This window comes from Lentzea sp. NPDC055074, assembly GCF_053608005.1.
Window position 1 is genome coordinate 791,977 of record NZ_JBSGUQ010000001.1, and the last position, 20,389, is coordinate 812,365.

Sequence of the window (20,389 nt, forward strand, 5' to 3'; positions counted from 1 at the left end):
CTCGGGTTCACTCAGGAGAACGTTCGGTCTCGCCTGGTTCATCCCCGTCAGGTTGTGACGTAACCATTACGGACCTCGCGTCGATGACTTCGCCCAGGTAGCGCATCACGACGGCCACCGCGGCGGCGACCGGGACGGAGAAGAACGCGCCCGCGATGCCGTAGAGCGAGGTGCCGGCCGTGACGACGAGCAGGACGACCGCCGCGTGCAGGCGCAGGCTGCGCGACTGCAGGATGGGCTGCAGCACGTTGCCCTCGACCTGCTGCACCACGATCACGATGATCAGCATGATGATGGCCGTGGTCAGGCCGTTGCTCACCAGCGCGACGAGCACGGCCAGCGCTCCGGCGATGAACGCGCCGATGATCGGGATGAAGCCGCCGAGGAACGTCAGCGCGGCCAGCGGCACCGCCAGCGGCACGCCGAGGATGAGCAGGCCGGCGCCGATGAAGATCGCGTCGATCAGCGACACCACGGCCTGGCTGCGGATGAAGCTGCCGAGCGTGACCCAGATCCGCTCCAGCACGGTGGTGACGTGACCGCCCGCGCGCTCGCCGATCAGCCCGCGCACCCACGGCGTGAAGCGCATGCCGTCCTTGACGAAGAAGAACGCCAGCAGCAACGCCACCAGGCCCGTGACCACGCCGGACGTCACCGCGCCCGCGCCGGTCAGCAGCCCGCCCGCGATCGACCCGATGCTCGACTTGATCTGGTCGACGCCCTGCGAGATGAGCCGGTCGAGGTCGCTGCCCTTGAGGTTGAACGGCGGCCCGGAGGCCCAGTCCTGCAGCTGCGTGACGGCCTTCTGCGCGCTCTGCGCGATCTCCGGCACACCGGAGGCGATCGACGACGAGATGGCCGCGATGACCCCGCCCAGCACACCGAGCCCGACGATCAGCACGATCGTCGCCGCCAGCGCCGAGTTGAGGCCCTTCGACATCATCCAGCGCGCCGGCGGCCACAGCACCGTGGTGATCAGCAGCCCGAGCAGCACGGGCATCACGACCACCCACAGCGTCCCGATCAGCCAGAACACCATCCAGAAGCCGAGCGCGGCCAGCGCCGTCCGCAGACTCCACCGCGCGAGCCAGCTCACGCCGTGCCCGATGGCCTCACCCTTGTCCGCCCACCTGCGATCCCGTTCCACGCCCACAGTGTGTCGGTACCCGCCCCGGACGGGTGGCAGACATGCCGTTTCGTTAGCCGCGACCCCAGAACGCGTCCTCCTCGGCGGGGTCGGCCGTGAACAGCCGCACCTCGACGACCTTCCCGTCCACGACCCGCATCAGGTCGACGCCGACGCCGTCCATCTCGGCCCCGGACCGCTGGGCCGTCCAGCGCACCGGGGCCGCCACGACGTCGCCGTTCACCATCAGAGGCGCGTTGCGCTTCAACGAGAAGCTGCCCTCGGACACGGACATCATCCCGCCGATCATCGCTCCGACGGCCTCGCTGCCGCGGTGCAGGCCGGAGAAGCGGTTGTCACCGGGCTGGTGCCACACGACGTCGTCCGCGAACTGGGCGGAGACGGTGGCGAGGTCACCGGACTCCAGTGCCTCGAAGTAGGTGGTGACGACGGCGAGCGGGGTGGTCATGGGTTTCTCCTTTTTGTTGCGGTTGACCTATGCTCACCAAAAGTAACCAATTACCTCAACGTAACCATTGGACGGATGTGCGCCATGTCACAGACCATGCCGGACTGGAGCGTGCTCGCGGCCACCTGCCCGTCGCGCACGAGCCTGGCGCGCATCGCCAACAAGTGGACGGCGATGGCGGTCTCCGTGCTGGGCAACGGACGGGCGCGGTTCGGTGACCTGAAGACGCGGCTCGACGGCATCAGCGGCAAGGTGCTGACGGAGACCCTCCGGGACCTCGAACGCGACGGGCTCATCACCCGGCACGTGTACGCCGAGGTGCCGCCGCGGGTCGAGTACGAGCTGACGGAGCTCGGCCTCACGCTGCACGAGCCGTTGCTCGCGTTGTGCCGGTGGGCCGAGGAGCACATCGCCGAGGTGCTCCTCAACCGAGAGACGTACGACGCTCGTTAGCTCAGGCGGCCGTGCCCGCGGGTGTCAACACGCCGTCGACGTCCGGCACGACGGAGCCGCGGATCAGGTTGCGCACGACGGGCAGCCCGGAGAGCCGGAAAGCCCAGTCCCGCACCGAGATCCGGAACGCGGACGAGGGCGCCATCCAGCCGATGAACCGCCGCCCGAACTCCTGGGTGCGCTCCACGGCGGGCTTCATCCGCGCCTCGTAACGCCCGAACGCGCCCTCGAACCCGGCGGACAGCTCCTCCGCCAGCACGCACGCGCCGGTCATCGCGAGCGACGCCCCATGACCGGCGAACAACGACACGGCCCCGCACGCGTCCCCGACGAGCACCACCTTGCCGCGGCGCCACACCGGCATGTCCACTTGCGACACTTCGTCGTAGTACACGTCCTCCGGCACAACGGAGAGCAGCGAGGGCGTGACCCAGCCGAGGTCGCCGAAGCGTTCGCGCAGCGCCGCGGCGGGGTCGGCGGGCAGTTCTGGAGAGTCGGAGCGGTAGAGCATCAACGCGGCCATCGAGCCGTCCCGCACGGCGTAGCAGCCGATCATCCGGTGCGGCACGGTCAGCATCTGGTAGCGGTGGCCGATCCGTTCGCTCAACGCCCTGTCCCGGAACGAGAACGCCGCCGTGTGATGCCCCAGGTACCGCACGAATGACGACGACGGCCCGAACACGAGTTCCCGCACGCGCGAGTGCACCCCGTCGGCACCCACGACCAGGTCGAACTCGCCTGAAGACCCGTCGGAGAACACAACGCGTCCGTCATCGACAGAGACAACCGTTGTGCCATAACGGATGGGAGCCCGCAGGTCATCGCGGACCACGGACGCCAGGTCACCGCGCAGCAGACTGATCACGCCGTCCGCGACCGCTTCGTAGGCGGCGGTGGAGATCTCGCCGCGCCGCCGTCCCGACGAGTCGACGCTCGTCACCGACGAGATCGGCGCGCGCCGCTCCTCCAGCGCCGGCAGCAGCCCCATCCGCCGCGCCACCTCGTGACCCGGCCCGAAGAAATCGATCATGTAGCCGCCGGCGCGGAACGACGGCGCCCTCTCCACCACCAGGACGTCCCACCCGGCGCGCTCCAGCCACCACGCGGACGTGAGTCCGGCGATCCCGGCCCCGACGATCAACGCTCGTTGTTGGGCATCTGATTTAGGCATATGCCCAATCTAGCACTACGGGTGCATCTTCCTGCTGCTCCGGCCGCTCGTCCAGAACCAGAGACCGGCCACCACCAGCGCCAACACCCCCAATCCGATCGCTCCGTCGGAGGCGCCCTCGTCCTGCGGTTGCCGCTGCTGGGCGAGCTGTGGGTTCGGCGGCGGGAGCGCCGCCGGGGTGGTGGGCGCGATCGACGACGGCTGGGCGACGAGCGCCAGCGGGATCGCCTCGGTGTCGGTGAAGTCGACCATCCCGGTCGCCTCGAGCACCGTCATGTGGTCGAGCACGGTGTCCATGCAGACCTTGGCGTAGTCGCGGATCGCGGTGTTGCGCGTGCCCGTGCGCACCGTGGCGAGGAACCTGTAGACCACGCCGTGCGCCGCGCGAAGCCGGTTCGCGAAGACTCGGTCGAACTCGGGACTGCGGGCGGGCGCGGCCTGCATCTCGTCCAGCCAGCCCTGCTGCGCCTCGCTGGGCCGCGTCGGCAGCTGCACGCCGAACGTCCGCGCCAGCTCGACGGTGCGCCGGTCGAGGTCGGCGTGCCCGTCGATCAGGTGCCGACCGGCTTCCTGAACCTTCGGGTTGGACGACTTCTCGAGCCCCATCCGGCCGGCGGGCCCCTCCCACAACCCCGCGAGGGCCACCTTCTGCAGCAGGTCCCGGCCGGGCGGCCCCATCGGCCCGAACTGCGTCTGCACGTAGCCGGGCCCCAGATCCTGCTGCGCGAACGCGGGCGGCGCGCCGAGCAACGACACCAGCAAAGCGACGAGGAGTATCCGCATGCCGAGAGGTACGGACAGACGACACGGCACCGACAGTTGCACAGTGCAATGTTTATCGTTTCGTTACCTGACGCGGGCCCTGTAGAACTAAGGGAGTGAGCGATGTCGATGATCTGACCGACGCGGTCCTCACCGCGTCCCGCCTGCTGGTGGCCGTCTCGGCGCGGTCGCTCGCGGCCGTCGAGGAGACGCTCACGCTGCCGCAGCTCCGCATGGTCGTCCTGCTCGACAGCCGCGGCCCGATGAGCCTCACCGCGCTCGCGGACCTGCTGGAGGTCAACCCGTCCACGGCCAAGCGCATGATCGACCGGCTGATCACGTCCGGCATGGTCGACCGCGAGCCGAACCCCGCGACGAAACGCGAGGTCGTGGTCGTGGCGAGTGCGGAAGGCAGCCGGGTCGTGGGCGAGGTGATGGCCCGCAGGCGCGTCGAGATCAGCACCATCGTCGCCCGCATGCCCGAGCACCTGCGGCACGGCCTGGTCGAGGCGCTGACCGCGTTCGCCGAGGCCGGAGGCGAACCGCGCTGGTCAGCCAGCGACGAGACGCCGGAACGACTCCGTGACCGCGCGAAAGTCGACTGACGGATCCAACGCGCGATGCAGCACCAACCCGTCGATGGCCGCGCTCAACAACAACGCGACCCCATCGGCGTCCTCGACCCCGGCCTCGCCCAGCCACAGGGCGATCCGTGACCGGAAGTCGCCGACCAGCGCCGACAGTCCTGCCCGCAGGCCGGGCAACCGATGCGCGGCCAGGAACGCCTCGGCCAGCAGCAGCGACTCGGGGTCCGTGCCCGTGAAGCGGGACAGGTCCTCGAAGATCCGCTCGACCCCCTCGGCCGGCGGGAGCGCCCGCAGCGCGTCCGCGGACTCCCCCAGCGCCCGCGTGGCGAACTGCAGCGCGGCCGTCGACAGCAGTTCGGACACCGACGAGAAGTGGTAGTGCACGAGCGCGGCGTTGACGCCCGCCCGTTCGGCCACCAGCCGCGTGGTCACCGCACCCCAGCCGACCTCGCCCACGAGCGCGGCGGCCGCGTCGATCAGTTGTTCTCGGGTGCGGCGACCGCGGTCGGCTGATTTGGGCACGTGCTCAACTTAGTGGTGCGGCTCAGCACGTTGCCGGTGTGCACGTGGTCAGACGGGCCTGTCGCGGTGCCAGCGTGCTGAGTCACACCACTAGCTCTCGGCCTTCTTCGTGAACGCCGCGAGCACCTCGGGCCAGCCGCCCGTGTTGTCCCGCAGGGCCTTCTCCCGCAGCTCCTCCGGACCCGCGAGCCGCGAGAACCCGCTCTCGACGACCTTCAGCCTGGTCGCCGCACCCTCGGGCGTGAGCGTGAACTCGACCAGCGTCGTGTTGTCCGCGGTCAGGTCCTGCCCGCCGAAGGCGCTGGCCCACCGGTAGGACACGTAGGTCTGCGGCGTCACGGTCTCGACGCGCACCGGGAACTCGCCGTACTGCTCGTGCCTGCACAGCGTCGTCTCCCCCTCGACCGCGGTGCCGGACGGCTGGGAGGCCACCCAGAACCCCGGCTCGGTCACCAGCTGCCAGACCCGCGCCAGCGGCGCCTCGATCAGGGTCTCGCGTTCGATCCGGTCCACGCTCACGACAACTCCCAGGTCAGCGAATAAGTGCAACCCCAGAGTTGCACATCCCCCCGAGGATGCGCAACCCCAGGGTTGCATGTCTCTCCCGCGCCCCGAACCGGCGGGAGAAGGTTCTACCGGGCGCCCAGCGAGTCCACGACCTTCGCGGTCACCGAGTACGACTGGCGGACGGTGCCCTTGGCGAGGCCGCCCCTGTCGGCGGGCAGGTCCTCGGCGACGGTCTCGCGGCCACCGATGAAGTCACCGTTGTCCGGGTCGATGATGATCTCGGTGAACTCGTCGACGAACCTGATGCCGAGCGCGACGCCCTCCTTGCCGTCGAGGTTCGCCTTCTTCTCGGTGACGACCAGGCCGGGCAGCAGGGCGAGCGCGCGGAAGATGTTCGCGCGCACCTCGGCCGGGTACTGGCCCGACTGCAGCGCCGCGCGGGCCTGCCGCATCGCGCCGCCGTCCGAGCCCCCGCCGCCGTCCTCCCGCAACCTGTCCAGCAGTGCCCGCGGGTCCTTGGGCAGCGACGCGACGAACTCCGGCGTCGGGTTGTGGAAGTCACCCGCCGTGCACCGGTCGGGCTGCCCCTCGGCGTAGTAGGAGTACTTGCCGCACTTGCCGCGGAACTCCTGACCGTCCTTGAAACTCGTGCCCGCGCGCGGCTCGCCGTCACCCTCGTGCCCCGGCAGCCACCGGACCGAGTTGATCCCGGTCCTGAGCATCCACTCGTCGCGGCGGTCGGCCGGGATCCACTCCTCGTTGGTCATGTCCGTGTTCGTCGCCGTGTCGACGGGGTCCTCGATGGTGATGCCGTTGTAGCGGGTCCGCACGTAGCGGAACTGGCCGGGACCGACGGGGCGTTCGACCACGCGGCCGGCGAGGTCCGCCGCCTTGACCAGTTCCTCGGCGGCGGTCGCGGAGTTGCCGCCGGTGCCGGTGCCGGTGAGGTCGACGGTCGACGCGGCCAGGCCAGTGCCGGTCAGCACGGCCACGGCGGCCGCGGCGGCGAGCCAGCGACGGCCGTTGCGGCGCGGCCGCTGTTCGGCCACCGGCTGTCCGGCACGCTCCTTCAGGGCGGTGGCCAGCGCGGCCCTGCCGGCGGCGACGTCGAACTGGACGGTCTCGTCACCGGCACGGGAGAGGGCGGCGTCGAGCGTGCGGTCGAGGGTCTCGGGCGTGGTGGGCTCAGACATGGCTGTCCTCGGTGAAGTCGTGGTCGGTGGCGGCAAGGCGGGTGCGCAGCCGTGCGCGGCCTCGGTGCAGACGGGTCCGCACGGTGGCCACGGGAACGTCGAGCGCTACAGCGATCTCCGCGGGCGTGAAGTCCGCCCAGGCGTTCAGCAGCAGCACTTCGCGTTCCTCGACGCGCAGTTCGGCGAGCCACGCGGTGAGAGGCCCGGCGAGCACGTCAGCGTCCGCCGCGGCGCTGACCCGGTCGCCGATGTCGGCCTCGTCGGTGCGGGCCGCGTGCTCCTTGCTCCACGCCCGCAGCTTGCGTTCCTCGGCGCGGACGTGACCGCGCAGCAGGTTCGTCGCCACCCCGTAGAGCCAGGCACGCACGGCGTCGGCGTCGTAGGCCTGCCCGGCGCGCTGGTCCCACAGCACCAGGAACGCCTCCGACACCACGTCCTGCGCGGTGTCGGGCCCGACCCTCCTGGCCACGTAGCGGTGCAGCCGCTCGGCCGTCGACTCGTACAGCTCCAGCAACGCGGCCTCGTCCAGCACGGCCGGCGCCACTTCCGGTGTCAGCGCCACGGGCGCCGCTTGGGTTCGCACGGACCTACCTGGCCGCAGCCCCCAGGAGCGTTCCCGCCGTGTGCTCACCGCCACATCGTGGTGCAGCCGGTCAGATCTCGCGCGGGTACGGGTGCCGGGCGGCGAACTCCGCGGCGGTCATGCCGAACAGCACCACGTCGTGGTGGCGGCCCGCGAAGAACTCGTGCTCGCGCAGCCTGCCCTCCTCGGTGAAGCCGAGCTTGCGGTGCAACGCGATCGAGGCGTCGTTGAACCCCCAGACACTCGCCTCGCACTTGTGGAACCGGCGCTCGCCGAACATGTAGGTCAGCAGCAACCGCACGGCCTCCGTCGCGTAGCCGCGTCCTTTGTGCTCGGTGCCGATCGCGACCCCGTACATGAACCGGCCGGCGCGCTGGTCGGTCTCGCTGGTGGTCACCATCCCGGCGACCGCGCCGTCGGCCAGCGACTCGACCACGAGGAACAGCGCCTCGCCCTCCGGCCTCTTCAACGCGGTCGTCCGCGCCCATTCCTGTTGCGCGGCAGCGGATCGGGGCGGGTGGACGCGGTCCATGCGCCGCATGTCGCCGGTGTTCTCGTCGAAGCGCTGGAAGGTCTCCCAGTCCTCCGGTTCCAAGCCGCGCAACCGGACGCGTTCTCCTACCCAGGCAGAGGTCATCGCATGATCGAACGACCACCCGATCGTGTCTGGCAAGTGGATTACTACTATCGCCGGATGACCGCCTACGACGATCTCGAGCTCGACACGACGGTGCTGCCGGAACGCCAGCAGATGATCCTGGTCGCCATTCGTGACTGGGTCGTCGAGCACGGCTACTCCCCCAGCACCCGCGAGATCGGCGAGGCGGTCGGCCTGAAGTCGTCGTCCAGCGTCTCGAAGCACCTGGCGGCGTTGGAGGACAAGGGTTTCCTCAAGCGCGGCGGCTCGGTGACGCGGCCGATGGACGTGCGGGTGTTCCTGAGCGGCGCGCCGATCGCGGCGGGCGGCGGCTCGGACGGCTCGGTCTCGGTGCCCGTCGTCGGTGACATCGCCGCCGGTGCGCCCATCTCCGCCGTCGAGCACGTCGACGAGGTGCTGCACCTGCCGCGCGGCCTGGTCGGTCGCGGCAGCAACGTGTTCGCGTTGCGCGTGCGCGGTGACTCGATGGTCGACGCGGCGATCTGCGACGGCGACACCGTCGTGGTGCGGCAGACGCACGAGGCCTACAACGGGCAGATCGTCGCCGCGATGATCGAGGAGGAGGCGACGGTCAAGGTGTACCAGCGCAAGGGCGGCCACGTGTACCTGGAGCCGCGCAACGCCGACTACCCCGTGATCGACGGCGACAGGGCCGTGATCCTCGGCGTCGTCGTGTCGGTGCTGCGCAGCGTCTGACTCACAGCACTCCCCAGTCGCGTGACCCGAGGTGGTCCACGACGGCCTTCACGGTCGAGGTGGGTGTGCCGCGGGTGACGACGTAGAGGGTGTTCAGCGGCGGCACCTCCGGGTGGTGCAGCTGTTCGACGGAGCCCGCGGCGAGCGCGGGTTCGGCGAGGTAGCGCGGCAGGGCGGACACCCCCGCCCCGGCGATCACGGCGGCCAGCACCGCGCGCAGGTCCGGCACGGTGACGGCGACGGTGTTCCCGGGGCGCTTGCCGAACTCGCTGCGCCAGTAGCGGCGGAGGATCGGCAGGGCGGCGTCGTAGGCGACGAGCGGCAGGTGTTCGAGGGCGCGCGCCGGGTCCGTCGCGAGCACGTCCGGGTCCACCGTCCTGGCCAGGATCGGTGGCCCGACCAGCACGAACTCCTCGTCGGTGAACGGGGTCGCGGTGAACCCCGCCTTGGGCCTGACCGAGGACAGGACGACGTCGAGCCGCGCTCGTTTGAGGGCGTCGAGAAGGTCTTCGGCCAGGCCGAGCGTGATCTCGAACCGCAGGCCCCTCCTGGTCAGCGGGGCCAGCGCGGGCAGACCGCGGACCGTCATGAACTCCGCCGCTCCCCCGACGCGGACCGTGCCGTCGAGGGTGTCCCCGGGGTCGAGCGCGGTCCGGAGCTGGTCGAGGTGCTGCCCGACGCGGCGGGCCAGGTCGTCGGCACGGGGCGTGGGTGTGACCCCGCGGCTGCCCCGCACGAACAACGGCGTGCCGATCTCCTTCTCCAGCTTGGCGAGCTGACCGCTGACGGCCGGCTGGGTCAGCCCTCTGCGGGCGGCCGCGCTGGTCAGTGAGCCGCCCCGGTAGATCTCCAGGAACGTCGCCAGCAGGTCCAGGTCCGTCGAAGCCATAAGACAGCTTATAGCTCAATCGTCGCGTTCCGAGGATCTGTGATGTCCTTGGTGACATGAAGAAGCTGCTGATGGTCGTGTCCGGTGCCGACTCGCTGACGTTGGCCGACGGCACGAGCCACCCCACGGGGTTCTGGGCCGAGGAGGTCGTCGAGTCCGTCCGCGTGCTGCGGGAGGCCGGTGTCGAGGTCACGCTGGCAACGCCCGGCGGCGTGGTGCCGACCGTGGACGAGGCGAGCCTCGACGGCACGTTCGACGAGGCCGTCGCCTCACTGGAGGACCTGCGCGCACCGGCCGTGCTGTCCGATGTGGACGCCGCCGACTACGACGCGATCTACCTGCCGGGCGGCCACGGCCCGATGGAGGACCTGGCTGTGGACGCGACTCTGGGTGCGCTCCTGGTGAAGTTCCACGACGACGGCAAGCTGGTCGCCGCCCTGTGCCACGGCCCGGCCGGTCTGCTCAGCGCTGTTCGCGCCGATGGCACGTTCGTGTTCGCCGGCAAGGAGATGGCGGTGTTCAGCGACGAGGAGGAGCGCCAGGGAGGCCTGAACGTCCCCTACTCGGTCGCCGCCCGGCTGACCGACCTGGGCGCGCAGCTGTCGACTGGTCAGCCGTGGTCGAGCACGGTGGTCGTGGACGGTCGTCTCGTGACGGGCCAGAACCCGCAGTCGACCGTGGCGACCGCCTCGCGCGTCGCCGCGTTGCTCGCCTAGCCGCCCTACACCGCGAGCTGCACCAACCCCAGCACCGCGAGCAACGCTGGCCCGCGGCTGAACTGGGCCATCAGCCCGAGCGGCGTCGGGCCGTAGAGCCCGAAGTCGATGATCACGGCCCCGTAGTCGATCGGCGGGCGCGTGGCGATCCGGTACACGACCGCCACCGCGCCCACCGCCGAGATCGCCGCGTTGAGCACGGACACGTGCGGGGTGAACGCCGTGGTGACCGTGCACCACACGACGGCGCCTGCCGCGGGGAATGCCAGGTGCGCGAGCTTCAAGTGACGGTCCCGCATGCCCAGTGCCCGGCGCATGGCCGGCGAGCGGCACACGAACCTGAGGCCAGCGGCCAGCCGGTCGGTCGCCAGGAACGCGGCGATCAGGTGGACGACGGGGACGGCGGTCGTCTCGCCGCCCACGGCCACGAGGGCCGGGACCGGGAGCAGGGCGGCCCAGGCGAGGGCGGCGTTGGGGGTGCGGCGGAGGCGAAGGGCGTCGGTCCAGGCGAGGGCGAGGACGCGGGAACCGAGGACGTTCAGCCGGGACGCGGTCGCAGGGCGTCGGGCCGTGGCGACAGTGCTGGGGGACGAGGCGGCAGGGCGAAGGCTTCGGGACGAGGCTGCGGAGCGAAGGCTTCGGGACTCCGCGCCGGGCTCGGCTCGCCCCGGCCGGAACGGCTTCGCGCCGCCGAGGCGGGACGACTTCACGCGGCCGAGGAGGCGAGCACGGCGTTCGGCGAGGATCGCACCGAGGAGGGCGAGGTCGAACCAGCTCACGGACACCCGCACCACCCCGGCCAGGGCGCCGCCGGCCGCGAGGTCGGACCGCTGCAGGTGCCGCACCGAGGCAGCCGCCACGGCCGCGAGCCCGATGGCCACCACCCAGGCAGCGAGGGCCACGCCCACCTCCCCCGCCGTCCCGAAGGCGCTCATCTCCCCCACCGTCCCGAGCGGGCTCAGCTCCCCGGCCGACCCGAGAGCGCTCGGCTCCCCGGCCGACCCGAGGTCGCTCGGCTCCCCAGCCGACCCGAGCGGGCTCATCTCCCCCGCCGTTCCGAAGGAACCCGACTCCCCCGCCGTCCCCGACCACGCCGCAGGCAGCCCAACCCAGCCGGGCGGCAGGAGCAGCGCCACCACAGCCACCCCCACCAGCCCGCTCAACCACCCCTGCACCCGCCCCCGCCGCCACTGCACGACCACAGCCCCGGCCACCACCGCCACCCCGGCCGCGGCCCCACCCACCACGGCGACGAGCGGCGCCACCACCGCCCCCACCAGCCCGAACACCACGGCAGGCCAAGCGGCCCCCAACACCGCCCCGACCGCCAGCACCCCACCCAGCCGCGGCCGCAGCAACGGCCCGCGAGCCACAGGCGCGCTCAGCACCCAGAACATCCGGTCCCGGCCGGCGAAGACCGGCCCGAAGGCCAGCGCCACCTTCATCAGCACGACAGCGCCCACCACCGACAGCCAGAGCGCGGTCCAGGCGTTGCCCTGCGGAGACCGGGTCAGCCCGGCGTACGCCCACCCGTACCCGACCGCGGCGATGATCGAGAAGACCACCGCCTGCGAGTACAGCCGCGCGACGACGAAGCGCCACGGCGTCGGAGGGCGCAACCGGCGGCTGAGGGCGAACGCGGTCACAGTGCGACGGTCCGGCACGCCACCGCCTCCACCAGATCCTGGTCGTGCGACGCGAACACGACGGCCACCCCCGCCTCCTTCTCCGCCAGCAGGCGCGAGCGCAGCCAGGCGCGGCCGGCCGTGTCGAGGCGTTGCTCCGGTTCGTCGAGCACGAGGACCGACCGCGGGCGCACGAAGCACGACGCCAGGCCCAGGCGGTGCCGCTGGCCCGAGGACAACGTCGGGGGCAGCTGGTCGGCGACCGGACCCAGTCCCACCTCCGCCAGCACCGAGGACACGTCGGCATCGGAGGAGTGCAGCCAGGCCAGCAGGCGCAGGTGCTCCACGACGGACACGTCCGGGAAGTAGTCGGCGTCGTCCAGCAGCGACGCGACGGCGGCGCGGAAGGCGGGCGACGACTCGTCCAGCGGAGCGCCCTCGAAGAGCACGTGACCGGTGTCGAGCGCCTCGGCGCCCACGAGGCAGCGGAGCAGCGTCGACTTGCCCGAGCCGTTCGCGCCCACGACGGCGACGGCCTCGCCGGGACCGGCGGCAAAGGACAGACCTGCGAAAACGGGGACTCCGCCGTAGCCGAAGCCGGCGTCCCCCACGCCCAGCGACATGTGATCAGGGTAATGGGAATGGATCCGGCGCCCAGACGTTAGAGTAGATGCAAACGCATAAGTCACTAAGTTTGAAGGAGGCGGGTGCCGTGCAGTTCGGAATCTTCTCGGTCAGCGACATCACCAGGGACCCGGTGAGCGGCGAGACCCCGAGCGAGGCCGAGCGCATCGACGCGATCGTCCAGATCGCCGAGAAGGCCGAGGAGGTCGGGCTCGACGTGTTCGCGATCGGCGAGCACCACAACCCGCCGTTCTTCTCCTCCGCGCCGACCACGCTGCTCAGCCACATCGCCGCGAAGACGCGCAAGCTCATCGTCAGCACCGCCACGACGCTGATCACCACGAACGACCCGGTGCGCATCGCCGAGGAGTACGCGATGCTGCAGCACCTGGCGAAGGGCCGCATGGACCTGATGCTGGGCCGCGGCAACACCGCGCCGGTCTACCCGTGGTTCGGCGCCGACATCCGGCAGAGCCTGCCGCTGGCGCTCGAGAACTACAACCTGCTGCACCGGTTGTGGCGCGAGGACGTCGTCGACTGGGAGGGCAAGTTCCGCACCCCGTTGCAGGGCTTCACCTCCACGCCGCGGCCGCTGGACGACCTGCCGCCGTTCGTGTGGCACGGCTCGATCCGCACGCCGGAGATCGCCGAGCAGGCCGCGTTCTACGGTGACGGATTCTTCGCCAACAACATCTTCTGGCCGAAGGAGCACTACATCCGGCTGATCAAGTTCTACCGCCAGCGGTACGCGGCCCACGGCCACGGCACGGAGAAGCAGGCCATCGTCGGCCTCGGCGGCCAGGCGTACATCGCGAAGCGGTCGCAGGACGCGATCAAGGAGTTCCGCCCGTACTTCAACGAGGCCCCCGTCTACGGCCACGGGCCGCGGATGGAGGACTTCATGGAGCAGACGCCGCTGTCGGTCGGCAGCCCGCAGGAGATCATCGACAAGACGCTGACCTTCCGCGAGCACTTCGGCGACTACCAGCGCCAGATGTTCCTGATGGACCACGCCGGCCTGCCGCTCAAGACCGTGCTGAACCAGCTCGACCTGCTCGGCGAGGAGGTGGTCCCGGTGCTGCGCAAGGAGATCGAGGCGCGCCAGGACCCCGAGACCGCCAAGCCGCCGACGCACGCGGGACGAGTGAAGGACAAGTACGGCGACGGACCGGCCCGCCAGCCCAGGCCGAACGCCAACCGGGGTGACAACGTCACGGGTGGCTCGCCGTACCAGGACGCGAAGTGACCCGAGCCAACGAGGCCTGGGAGTCCCTCATGAAGGCGTACTCCGTGTTGATGAAGCAGTTCAACGCGGAGGACATCTGGGGCGACCTGACCATGCGGGAGTACGACGTGCTCTACCAGCTGTCCAAGTGCGACAGTCCACTCAGGATGAGTGAGCTGAACCGCCACGTGCTGCTGAGCCAGCCCGCCCTGTCCCGCATGGTCGACCGCCTGGTGGAACGCGGTTACGTCGACCGCTGCCCCGACCCCGGCGACCGCAGGGGTGTGCGCCTGTCGCTCACCCCCGCGGGCCGGGCGACCCAGCGGGAGATCGGCAGCCCGCACGCACGCAGCGTCACGCGCGCCCTGAGCGTGCTGACGCCCGGAGAACTAGAACAGCTCGCCGCGATCACCGGCAAGCTCAGCCAGAGCGAGGAGTAATGGGCCAGAACTTCCAGCTGGTGGTGGTGTCCGCCGGCACGAGCGACCCGTCGTCCACCCGCCTGCTCGCCGACCGCGTCGCCGGACGGGTCACCACCCTCGCCGGCAAGCGGGCGCAGACCGTCGGCACGACGGTGATCGAACTGCGCGAGCTCGCCACCGAGATCGCGAACGCCCTGGTGTCGAACCACATCGGGCCGAAGCTGCAGACCGCGATCGCTGCCCTGCAGCACGCCGACGGCATCGTCGCGAGCACGCCCGTCTACAAGGCGGGCGCGAGCGGCCTGCTCACGTCGTTCTTCCAGATCCTCGACAACGACCTGCTGATCGCGAAGCCCGTCGTGCTCGCCGCGACCGCCGGCACCGCCCGGCACGCGCTCGTGGTCGACGACCAGATGCGCGGACTGTTCGCCTACCTGCGGACCGTCGTGGTGCCGACGTCGCTGTTCGCCTCGACCGAGGACTGGCAGGACAACGGCCTCACCAAGCGCATCGACCGCGCGGCCCTCGAACTGGTGGCGCTCATGACGTCGGGCTTCGAGAAGACCGTGCGCGACGAGTCGTGGGGCAGCTACCAGCACGAGTACGGCAGCGCGGGCGGCACGGAGCTGACGATCGACCTCGACTCCGACCTGATGCGCCTCGCCGCGGGCGGCGCGGCGAACTAGAAGTCCGCACTGCGCGAGAGCTTCTCGTTCTCGCGCAGTTCCGTGAGCGCGTTCTCGTGCATCGCGACGACGACGTCGTAGCCGGAGTTGCCGAGCACGATCCGGTGCGGCGGGACGGGTGCGTTCATCGCGCTGATCACGGCCCGCACTCCGCGCTCGGGGTCGCCCTCCTGCTTGCCGTCGTGGTCCACGAACGCCGCCTTGACGCTCTCGACCAGAGGCACGTAGGCGTCGACGGTCTCGGTGACGGGCTCGTCCCGGAAGCCGGCGTAGGCCTTGGTGCGGAACGCTCCCGGCTCCACCACGAGCACCTTCACGCCGAACGGCTCGACCTCGTGGCGCAACGACTCCGACGACCCCGGCGACCTCACGCCCGGCGAACGGGCGCTGCTCGGCGAGCTGCTCGACCGACTGGCCCGCTAGAGGACCCGGTGCTCCTCCGACCAGGGCACGAGCTTCCGCTCGGCCCAGGTCAGCAGGTAGAAGAGCGCCACGCTGATGATCGCGAGCAGCGCCATCGCCGCGAACGCGAGCGAGGTGTCGGCGCTGCCGCCGGACGCGGTGATCACGTACCCCAGTCCGGCGTCGGCGCCGACGAACTCCCCGATCACCGCCCCGATGACGGCCAGCGTGATCGACACCTTCAGTCCGACGAAGATCTGCGGCAGCGCGTGCCACAGGCGCAGCTTGAAGAACTCGTGGGTGCGCGTGGCGTCGAGCGACCGGAACAGCTCGACGAGCTCGCTCGGCGTCGACCTCATCCCGGACGCGGTCGAGATGACGATCGGGAAGATGCACACCAGCACGACCATGAGCACCTTCGACGAGATGCCGAACCCGAACCACACCACCACGATCGGCGCGATCGCGACCTTCGGCACGGCGTTGAGCGCGACCAGCAGCGGGTAGAACATCCGCTCCAGCACGCTCGACCCGACGATCAGCAACGCCAGCGGCACACCGATCACGACGGACAGCCCGAACCCGGACACGGCCTCCCACAACGTGATCAGCGCCTGCTCGAGCAGGTAGCCGGGCAGCTCCAGGAACGACGCGACGACGTCGGCCGGCGACGGGACCAGCAGCGGCTCGATCGAGAACACGATCGTCGCGAGCCACCAGAGCCCGATGATCGCCAGCAGCCCGAGCACCGGCAGCGCGGCCCTCACGCCGTCACCAGGAGCCCGCGCAGCTCGCGGCTCACCTCGTCCAGCTCGGCCTGCCCCCAGGCGCGCGGACGGGCCAGGCCGACGTCGACGACCCGGTGGACCCGGCCGGGCCGCGGGCTGAGCACGACGATCCGGTCCGCGAGCAGCACGGCCTCGTCGATCGAGTGCGTCACGAACACCACGGCGCGCGGCCGGGCGAGCTGGATCCGTTGCAGCTCCTCGGAGAGCTCGGTGCGGGTGATCGCGTCCAGCGCGGAGAACGGCTCGTCCATCAGCATCACACGCGGGCTCTGGATCAACGACCGGCACAGCGACACCCGCTGCTGCATGCCGCCGGACAGCTCGTGCGGCAGCCGTCGCTCGAACCCGCCGAGCCCGGCCAGCTCCAGCAGTTCGTGCGCGCGCTCCCGGTGGTCGCCCAGACCGAGGATCTCGGCCGGCAGCAGGACGTTCGCGAGCACCGTCCGCCACGGCAGCAACGCGGGCCGCTGGAACATGACCGAGACGTCCCGGCGCGGCCTGGTGACGGGTGACCCGTCCACCAGGACCCGGCCGTGCGACGGCCTGAGCAGCCCGGCGACGAGCCGCAGCAACGTCGACTTGCCGCAGCCCGACCGCCCGATCACCGCGACGAACTCGTGCTCGCCTGCCTCCAGGTCGATGCCGTCGAGCGCGCGCACGCCGTCGAACGAGTGCGAGACCCCGCTGATGCTGATCACCTGGGCGAGATCCCGAAGGACACGAAGTCGTCGGGGGCCAGCGATCCCGCCGGAACCGCACCCGCCTCGACGAGCGTGCCGACGATCTTCGCGACCCGCTCCTCGGTGATCCCGCCGACGCGGCCGCCGTACCCGGAAGGCCTCACGTACGGCGCCATCAGTCCGACCTCGGCGCTCGCCACCCCCGCGTCCTGCGCCGGCTGGAACTTCTTCAGGATCGGCCCCACCTCGTCGGGGTGCTCGATCGAGTACTCCAAGCCCTTGAGCAACGCACCCTGGAAGGCCTGTGTCACCGACTTGTTCTCGACGATCTCGGCGGACGCCACGAGAGCGTTGCCGTAGAGGTCCGGCACCAGGTCGCCGTACGGCAGCACGACGGCCTTCCTGCCCTTCGCTGCGGCCTCGATCAGCGGCTTGCCGACGACGAACTGGCCGATCCCGTCGACCTGCCCGGCCGCGAGGAGCTGCGGCAACGCGGGTGGCGCGGACGGCACGAACCGGACCTGCGCCGGATCGATGCCCGCGGCCTTGGCGTAGACCGGGAACATCACCTGGTTCGTCGAGCCGGGCTGGTCGCCGATCCTCTTGCCGGCCAGGTCCGCGGGCTTGCCGATCCCGCCGCCCTCCAGCGCGACGATCGCGGCCAGCGACCGCTGCTGGATCGCCGCCACGACGGTGACCGGCAGCTTCTCCTTGGCCATGGTGATCGCGGTGGCGGTGAAGTCGGCGACGCCGAAGTCCGCACGACCGGCGGCGACCATCTTCAGGACGTCGACGCTGCCGGTGCCCGGCGTGATCGTCACGTCGAGGCCCGCCTGTTCGAAGAACCCCTTCTCCTGGGCCACGTACGCGTAGGCGTCGCGGCCGAACGTGCCGAACGACGTCAGGTAGTCGACTTTGGTCAGCTCCGCCGACTGCGGTGACGAGGCGCAGGCCGGCACGGTCAGCACGACGGCGAGCACGACTGAAAACGCTTTCCTCATGTTCCCTCCCCCGAAGGCACCCTCATGCTCGAACATAGGGGGCGGGGAGGGTGCATGAACACGTCCGATGGTCCGGTGGCCGTGATCGGTGCGGGTCCGATCGGGCTGATCACCGCTCTGGGCCTGGTGGCGCACGGTGTCCCGGTCGTCGTCTTCGAGGCCGGCGGCGACCTGTCGAGCGACACCAAGGCGGGCACGGTCCTGACGCGCACGCTGGAGGTTCTCGACCGGTACGACGCGCTGGCACCGGTGCTGGAGGTGTCGCTGCGGCTCGACGAGATCGGCGAGGTGGACCGGGCGACCGGGAGGTCGACCGGGAGCGTGCTGACCTCCGCGCTGACCGGCGAGACGCGGTTCCCGTTCGTCGTCAACGTTCCGCAGCACGAACTGGAGCCGGTGCTCGCCCGCGTGCTGGAGGACCGCGCCCCCGCAACGATCCGGATGCGGCACCGGCTGGAGGACTTCACGCAGCACGAGGACGGCGTCACGCTGCGACTGTCCACTCCGGATGGAATCGTCGAGGTCGAGGCGTCGCACGTGCTGGCGTGCGACGGCGGCAGGTCGACCGTGCGGGAACGGCTCGGCGTCGAGGTAACCGGGCACACGCTGGAGCAGCGGTACATGCTGGTCGACCTGGTGTGCGACCTCGACGTCCGCCACCCGCGCGACTACCCGTACCTGGCCTACTTCGGCGACCGCGAGGAGTGGATGGTCCTCGTGCGGCAACCGCACTGCTGGCGGTTCGTGTTCCCGCTGGCACCGGGCCGCGACGCGCCCGCCCCGGACGAGCTGCGCGACAAGGCGCGGCACTTCGTCGGCGAGGTCGACTCCCTGGAAGTCCTGGGCAGCAACGTCTACACCGTGCACCACCGCGTCGCGACGGAGTGGCGCGACCGCCGGGTGTTCCTGATGGGCGACGCCGCGCACCTGATCACGCCGATGTGGGCGCTGGGCCTGAACACCGGTGTGCTCGACGCGTCCAACCTGCCGTGGCGTCTCGCGTGGGTGCGCCGCGGCTGGGCCGGCGAGAAGCTCCTGGACGGGTACGAGGCCGAGCAGAGACCGGTGGCCGTGCACGGGTCCGGCGCGATGGCGGAGGCGGCCCGCGCCGTGATGGACCGGCGCTCGGACTCCGTCGCGGGATGGCGGGACGCGATGACGCGGACGTTGCTCGGCGTGCGGCTGGGCGCGGACTGGTCGATGACGCGCACCGGTCCGTTGTCCGTCGGCGACCGGATCCCGGACCTGCGGGTGTTCGGCCGGCGCGGCCCCGTCCACCTGCACGAGCTGTGCCGCGACTCGTTCGTGGCGCTCCACCTCACCGACGCGCGCCGCCGTCCGTTCGTCCCCGCCGGCGGACCGGCCGGGCTGCGGCACGTGGTCGTGAGCCGGTGGGACGCGCTGGACCCGCACGTCCACTTCGACCCCGGCGGCACGGTGCGCGAACGCCTCGGCGACACCGTGGTGCTCGTACGGCCGGACGCGCACATCGCCCACATCGAACCGTGGACCGCCACGGCCTGGAAGTCCGTCCAAGACCGCTATCTGCAGGAGGTGCACCTTGCGGGGTGACGTCGTGTTCTCGCCGTCCGGTGAGGAGATCGTGCTCGTCGACGTCGGTCAGCGGGTGCTGCACGACGACCCGGTGGTCCGCGTGTGGGAGGTGACGCTCGACCCGGGCGAGACCCACCCGTGGCACCTGCACCACAACCCGTACGTCGTGCTGAGCATCGACGGCTCCGACGGTCGCATGGACTGGCTGGACGGCAGCGAGCCGCGGTTCATCTCCGAGCACCGCGGCGGGCACGTCTATCGGCCCGTGTCGCCCGTGCACCGCCTCACGAACATCGGCACGACGTTCTACCGCAACCGCCTGGTGGAGCTGAAGGACCTCGGCGAGAACGTGCCGGAACCCCTCGACGTCCACCCCGGCGACGTCACCGTGCGCACGGTCGCCGACGCGGCCCTCGACCTGGAGGGGCCGCACGTGCTCGTCGCGCTGGACGGCGAGGACGTGCGGCTCCACCCCGGGGGCGCGTGTCGGCTCGACGGCGAGTGGTTCGTCGTCGAACTGGCCTACTTGGCCAGGTAGGGCTCGATGTCCTCGGCCTCGACGACCTGACGCACCTCGATCGACATCTCCTCGACGCCCGCGAAGCAGGTGATGTACTCCTGCGCGACCGCCGTGGCGTCCGCGAGGTCCTTCGCGTTGATCAGCAGGAACCCGCCGACGACCTCCTTGGCCTCGGCGAACGGCCCGTCGGTCGACCGGATCGCCGTCCCGCGCCTGCGCACCACCGCGCCCTGCGGCTGCACCCCCTCGGCGCCGAGCATCACGCCGTCCGCCACGAGCTTCTCGACGAACGCGTTCATCCGCTCGATGAGCTCGGGGTTGGGCTCCCACGAGGCCGGGTCGTCGTCCAGGACCCGGTGCATGAGCATGAACCGCATGTTCTCTCCTCGGTGTCGGCTGGCGGCGTTGATCGCCGCCACCCCTGCGTCGATCGACGTCACGGAGCTTTCGACATTTTCGCCATGATGGCGCGGTGAGATTCTCGCGGCTGGTCGTGTGGAACCCGCAGCTGCCGGCGGACCCCCGTCCGG

General features: G+C 70.8%; 27 protein-coding genes. 10 read left to right on the plus strand and 17 right to left on the minus strand.

Going from position 1 to position 20,389, the window contains the following annotated elements:
• Positions 1-7 precede the first annotated feature (7 nt).
• On the minus strand, positions 8-1,147 hold the full coding sequence (locus tag ACWF7A_RS03695) for an AI-2E family transporter (protein WP_452248844.1): 1,140 nt from the start codon (positions 1,145-1,147) through the stop codon (positions 8-10).
• A 52-nt stretch (positions 1,148-1,199) separates the two neighbouring features.
• The gene (locus tag ACWF7A_RS03700) at positions 1,200-1,595 is read right to left on the minus strand and encodes a nuclear transport factor 2 family protein (RefSeq protein WP_452248845.1); all 396 of its coding nucleotides are present in this window, start codon (positions 1,593-1,595) and stop codon (positions 1,200-1,202) included.
• Between the two features lie 84 nt (positions 1,596-1,679).
• On the opposite strand from ACWF7A_RS03700, the gene ACWF7A_RS03705 reads away from it, so the two are divergent.
• Positions 1,680-2,048, plus strand: a complete 369-nt coding sequence (locus tag ACWF7A_RS03705; protein WP_452248846.1) for a winged helix-turn-helix transcriptional regulator — start codon at positions 1,680-1,682, stop codon at positions 2,046-2,048.
• A gap of 1 nt (position 2,049) precedes the next feature.
• Here ACWF7A_RS03705 and ACWF7A_RS03710 read toward each other — a convergent pair whose 3' ends face one another.
• Both ACWF7A_RS03710 and ACWF7A_RS03715 read right to left on the minus strand, forming a co-directional pair.
• Positions 2,050-3,219: an FAD-dependent oxidoreductase gene (locus ACWF7A_RS03710; RefSeq protein WP_452248847.1), complete on the minus strand. Its 1,170-nt coding sequence runs from the start codon at positions 3,217-3,219 to the stop codon at positions 2,050-2,052.
• Between the two features lie 15 nt (positions 3,220-3,234).
• Entirely contained in the window at positions 3,235-4,002 is a 768-nt protein-coding gene (locus ACWF7A_RS03715; protein ID WP_452248848.1) for a DUF4142 domain-containing protein, read from the minus strand.
• A 95-nt stretch (positions 4,003-4,097) separates the two neighbouring features.
• Here ACWF7A_RS03715 and ACWF7A_RS03720 point away from each other — a divergent pair, with 95 nt between their 5' ends.
• Positions 4,098-4,586, plus strand: coding sequence for a MarR family winged helix-turn-helix transcriptional regulator (locus ACWF7A_RS03720; RefSeq protein WP_452248849.1), 489 nt, complete (start codon positions 4,098-4,100; stop codon positions 4,584-4,586).
• Here the strand turns inward: ACWF7A_RS03720 and ACWF7A_RS03725 are convergent.
• The 5 genes from ACWF7A_RS03725 to ACWF7A_RS03745 all read right to left on the minus strand — a co-directional run bounded on the left by ACWF7A_RS03725 (position 4,533) and on the right by ACWF7A_RS03745 (position 8,010).
• Complete coding sequence (locus tag ACWF7A_RS03725; protein ID WP_452248850.1) at positions 4,533-5,090, minus strand: TetR/AcrR family transcriptional regulator; 558 nt, start codon at positions 5,088-5,090, stop codon at positions 4,533-4,535. The two genes, ACWF7A_RS03720 and ACWF7A_RS03725, sit on opposite strands and share 54 nt — an antisense overlap.
• Before the next feature lie 90 nt (positions 5,091-5,180).
• Positions 5,181-5,609, minus strand: a complete 429-nt coding sequence (locus ACWF7A_RS03730) for an SRPBCC domain-containing protein (RefSeq protein WP_452248851.1) — start codon at positions 5,607-5,609, stop codon at positions 5,181-5,183.
• Positions 5,610-5,722: 113 nt separating this feature from the next.
• Positions 5,723-6,790 carry a CU044_5270 family protein gene (locus ACWF7A_RS03735; RefSeq protein ID WP_452248852.1) on the minus strand — a complete coding sequence of 356 codons (1,068 nt, stop codon included), beginning with the start codon at positions 6,788-6,790 and terminating at the stop codon, positions 5,723-5,725.
• Positions 6,783-7,373, minus strand: a complete 591-nt coding sequence (locus tag ACWF7A_RS03740) for an RNA polymerase sigma factor (protein ID WP_452248853.1) — start codon at positions 7,371-7,373, stop codon at positions 6,783-6,785. The genes ACWF7A_RS03735 and ACWF7A_RS03740 overlap by 8 nt, the downstream gene beginning before the upstream one ends.
• Positions 7,374-7,443: 70 nt before the next feature.
• Positions 7,444-8,010, minus strand: coding sequence for a GNAT family N-acetyltransferase (locus ACWF7A_RS03745; protein ID WP_452248854.1), 567 nt, complete (start codon positions 8,008-8,010; stop codon positions 7,444-7,446).
• Positions 8,011-8,067: 57 nt separating this feature from the next.
• Here ACWF7A_RS03745 and lexA point away from each other — a divergent pair, with 57 nt between their 5' ends.
• Entirely contained in the window at positions 8,068-8,727 is a 660-nt protein-coding gene (lexA, locus tag ACWF7A_RS03750) for a transcriptional repressor LexA (protein ID WP_452248855.1), read from the plus strand.
• 1 nt (position 8,728) lies between these two features.
• Here the strand turns inward: lexA and ACWF7A_RS03755 are convergent, their stop codons facing one another.
• Positions 8,729-9,616, minus strand: coding sequence for a LysR family transcriptional regulator (locus ACWF7A_RS03755; RefSeq protein ID WP_452248856.1), 888 nt, complete (start codon positions 9,614-9,616; stop codon positions 8,729-8,731).
• Positions 9,617-9,672: 56 nt separating this feature from the next.
• Between ACWF7A_RS03755 and ACWF7A_RS03760 the strand changes: the two genes are divergently transcribed.
• Positions 9,673-10,332: a type 1 glutamine amidotransferase domain-containing protein gene (locus ACWF7A_RS03760; RefSeq protein ID WP_452248857.1), complete on the plus strand. Its 660-nt coding sequence runs from the start codon at positions 9,673-9,675 to the stop codon at positions 10,330-10,332.
• Positions 10,333-10,337: 5 nt separating this feature from the next.
• On the opposite strand, the gene ACWF7A_RS03765 is transcribed toward ACWF7A_RS03760, so the two are convergent.
• Positions 10,338-11,978, minus strand: coding sequence for a DUF6297 family protein (locus ACWF7A_RS03765; RefSeq protein ID WP_452248858.1), 1,641 nt, complete (start codon positions 11,976-11,978; stop codon positions 10,338-10,340).
• Positions 11,975-12,580, minus strand: a complete 606-nt coding sequence (locus tag ACWF7A_RS03770; RefSeq protein WP_452248859.1) for an ABC transporter ATP-binding protein — start codon at positions 12,578-12,580, stop codon at positions 11,975-11,977. The genes ACWF7A_RS03765 and ACWF7A_RS03770 overlap by 4 nt, the downstream gene beginning before the upstream one ends.
• Positions 12,581-12,669: 89 nt before the next feature.
• Between ACWF7A_RS03770 and ACWF7A_RS03775 the strand changes: the two genes are divergently transcribed.
• The 3 genes from ACWF7A_RS03775 to ACWF7A_RS03785 are packed head-to-tail and all read left to right on the plus strand — an operon-like array spanning position 12,670 to position 14,914.
• Positions 12,670-13,827 carry an LLM class flavin-dependent oxidoreductase gene (locus ACWF7A_RS03775; RefSeq protein WP_452248860.1) on the plus strand — a complete coding sequence of 386 codons (1,158 nt, stop codon included), beginning with the start codon at positions 12,670-12,672 and terminating at the stop codon, positions 13,825-13,827.
• The gene (locus ACWF7A_RS03780) at positions 13,824-14,246 is read left to right on the plus strand and encodes a MarR family winged helix-turn-helix transcriptional regulator (protein ID WP_452248861.1); all 423 of its coding nucleotides are present in this window, start codon (positions 13,824-13,826) and stop codon (positions 14,244-14,246) included. Before ACWF7A_RS03775 ends, ACWF7A_RS03780 begins: the two co-directional genes overlap by 4 nt.
• Positions 14,246-14,914: a CE1759 family FMN reductase gene (locus ACWF7A_RS03785; protein WP_452248862.1), complete on the plus strand. Its 669-nt coding sequence runs from the start codon at positions 14,246-14,248 to the stop codon at positions 14,912-14,914. The genes ACWF7A_RS03780 and ACWF7A_RS03785 overlap by 1 nt, the downstream gene beginning before the upstream one ends.
• Here the strand turns inward: ACWF7A_RS03785 and ACWF7A_RS03790 are convergent.
• Positions 14,911-15,216 (minus strand): hypothetical protein, encoded by a 306-nt coding sequence (locus ACWF7A_RS03790; protein ID WP_452248863.1) that lies wholly within the window; start codon positions 15,214-15,216, stop codon positions 14,911-14,913. The two genes, ACWF7A_RS03785 and ACWF7A_RS03790, sit on opposite strands and share 4 nt — an antisense overlap.
• Between ACWF7A_RS03790 and ACWF7A_RS03795 the strand changes: the two genes are divergently transcribed.
• On the plus strand, positions 15,194-15,337 hold the full coding sequence (locus ACWF7A_RS03795) for a hypothetical protein (protein WP_452248864.1): 144 nt from the start codon (positions 15,194-15,196) through the stop codon (positions 15,335-15,337). The genes ACWF7A_RS03790 and ACWF7A_RS03795 overlap by 23 nt on opposite strands.
• On the opposite strand, the gene ACWF7A_RS03800 is transcribed toward ACWF7A_RS03795, so the two are convergent.
• From ACWF7A_RS03800 to ACWF7A_RS03810, 3 genes are read right to left on the minus strand one after another with little or no spacing between them, the layout of a single operon-like run.
• Complete coding sequence (locus ACWF7A_RS03800; protein ID WP_452248865.1) at positions 15,334-16,083, minus strand: ABC transporter permease; 750 nt, start codon at positions 16,081-16,083, stop codon at positions 15,334-15,336. The genes ACWF7A_RS03795 and ACWF7A_RS03800 overlap by 4 nt on opposite strands.
• Positions 16,080-16,802 carry an ABC transporter ATP-binding protein gene (locus tag ACWF7A_RS03805; protein WP_452248866.1) on the minus strand — a complete coding sequence of 241 codons (723 nt, stop codon included), beginning with the start codon at positions 16,800-16,802 and terminating at the stop codon, positions 16,080-16,082. The genes ACWF7A_RS03800 and ACWF7A_RS03805 overlap by 4 nt, the downstream gene beginning before the upstream one ends.
• Positions 16,799-17,785, minus strand: coding sequence for an ABC transporter substrate-binding protein (locus ACWF7A_RS03810; protein WP_452248867.1), 987 nt, complete (start codon positions 17,783-17,785; stop codon positions 16,799-16,801). The genes ACWF7A_RS03805 and ACWF7A_RS03810 overlap by 4 nt, the downstream gene beginning before the upstream one ends.
• Positions 17,786-17,839: 54 nt before the next feature.
• Between ACWF7A_RS03810 and ACWF7A_RS03815 the strand changes: the two genes are divergently transcribed.
• Both ACWF7A_RS03815 and ACWF7A_RS03820 read left to right on the plus strand, forming a co-directional pair.
• Positions 17,840-19,357 carry an FAD-dependent monooxygenase gene (locus tag ACWF7A_RS03815; RefSeq protein ID WP_452248868.1) on the plus strand — a complete coding sequence of 506 codons (1,518 nt, stop codon included), beginning with the start codon at positions 17,840-17,842 and terminating at the stop codon, positions 19,355-19,357.
• Positions 19,347-19,877 (plus strand): hypothetical protein, encoded by a 531-nt coding sequence (locus tag ACWF7A_RS03820; RefSeq protein WP_452248869.1) that lies wholly within the window; start codon positions 19,347-19,349, stop codon positions 19,875-19,877. Before ACWF7A_RS03815 ends, ACWF7A_RS03820 begins: the two co-directional genes overlap by 11 nt.
• Here the strand turns inward: ACWF7A_RS03820 and ACWF7A_RS03825 are convergent.
• The gene (locus ACWF7A_RS03825; protein WP_452248870.1) at positions 19,862-20,236 is read right to left on the minus strand and encodes a YciI family protein; all 375 of its coding nucleotides are present in this window, start codon (positions 20,234-20,236) and stop codon (positions 19,862-19,864) included. The genes ACWF7A_RS03820 and ACWF7A_RS03825 overlap by 16 nt on opposite strands.
• Positions 20,237-20,389: the final 153 nt, after the last annotated feature.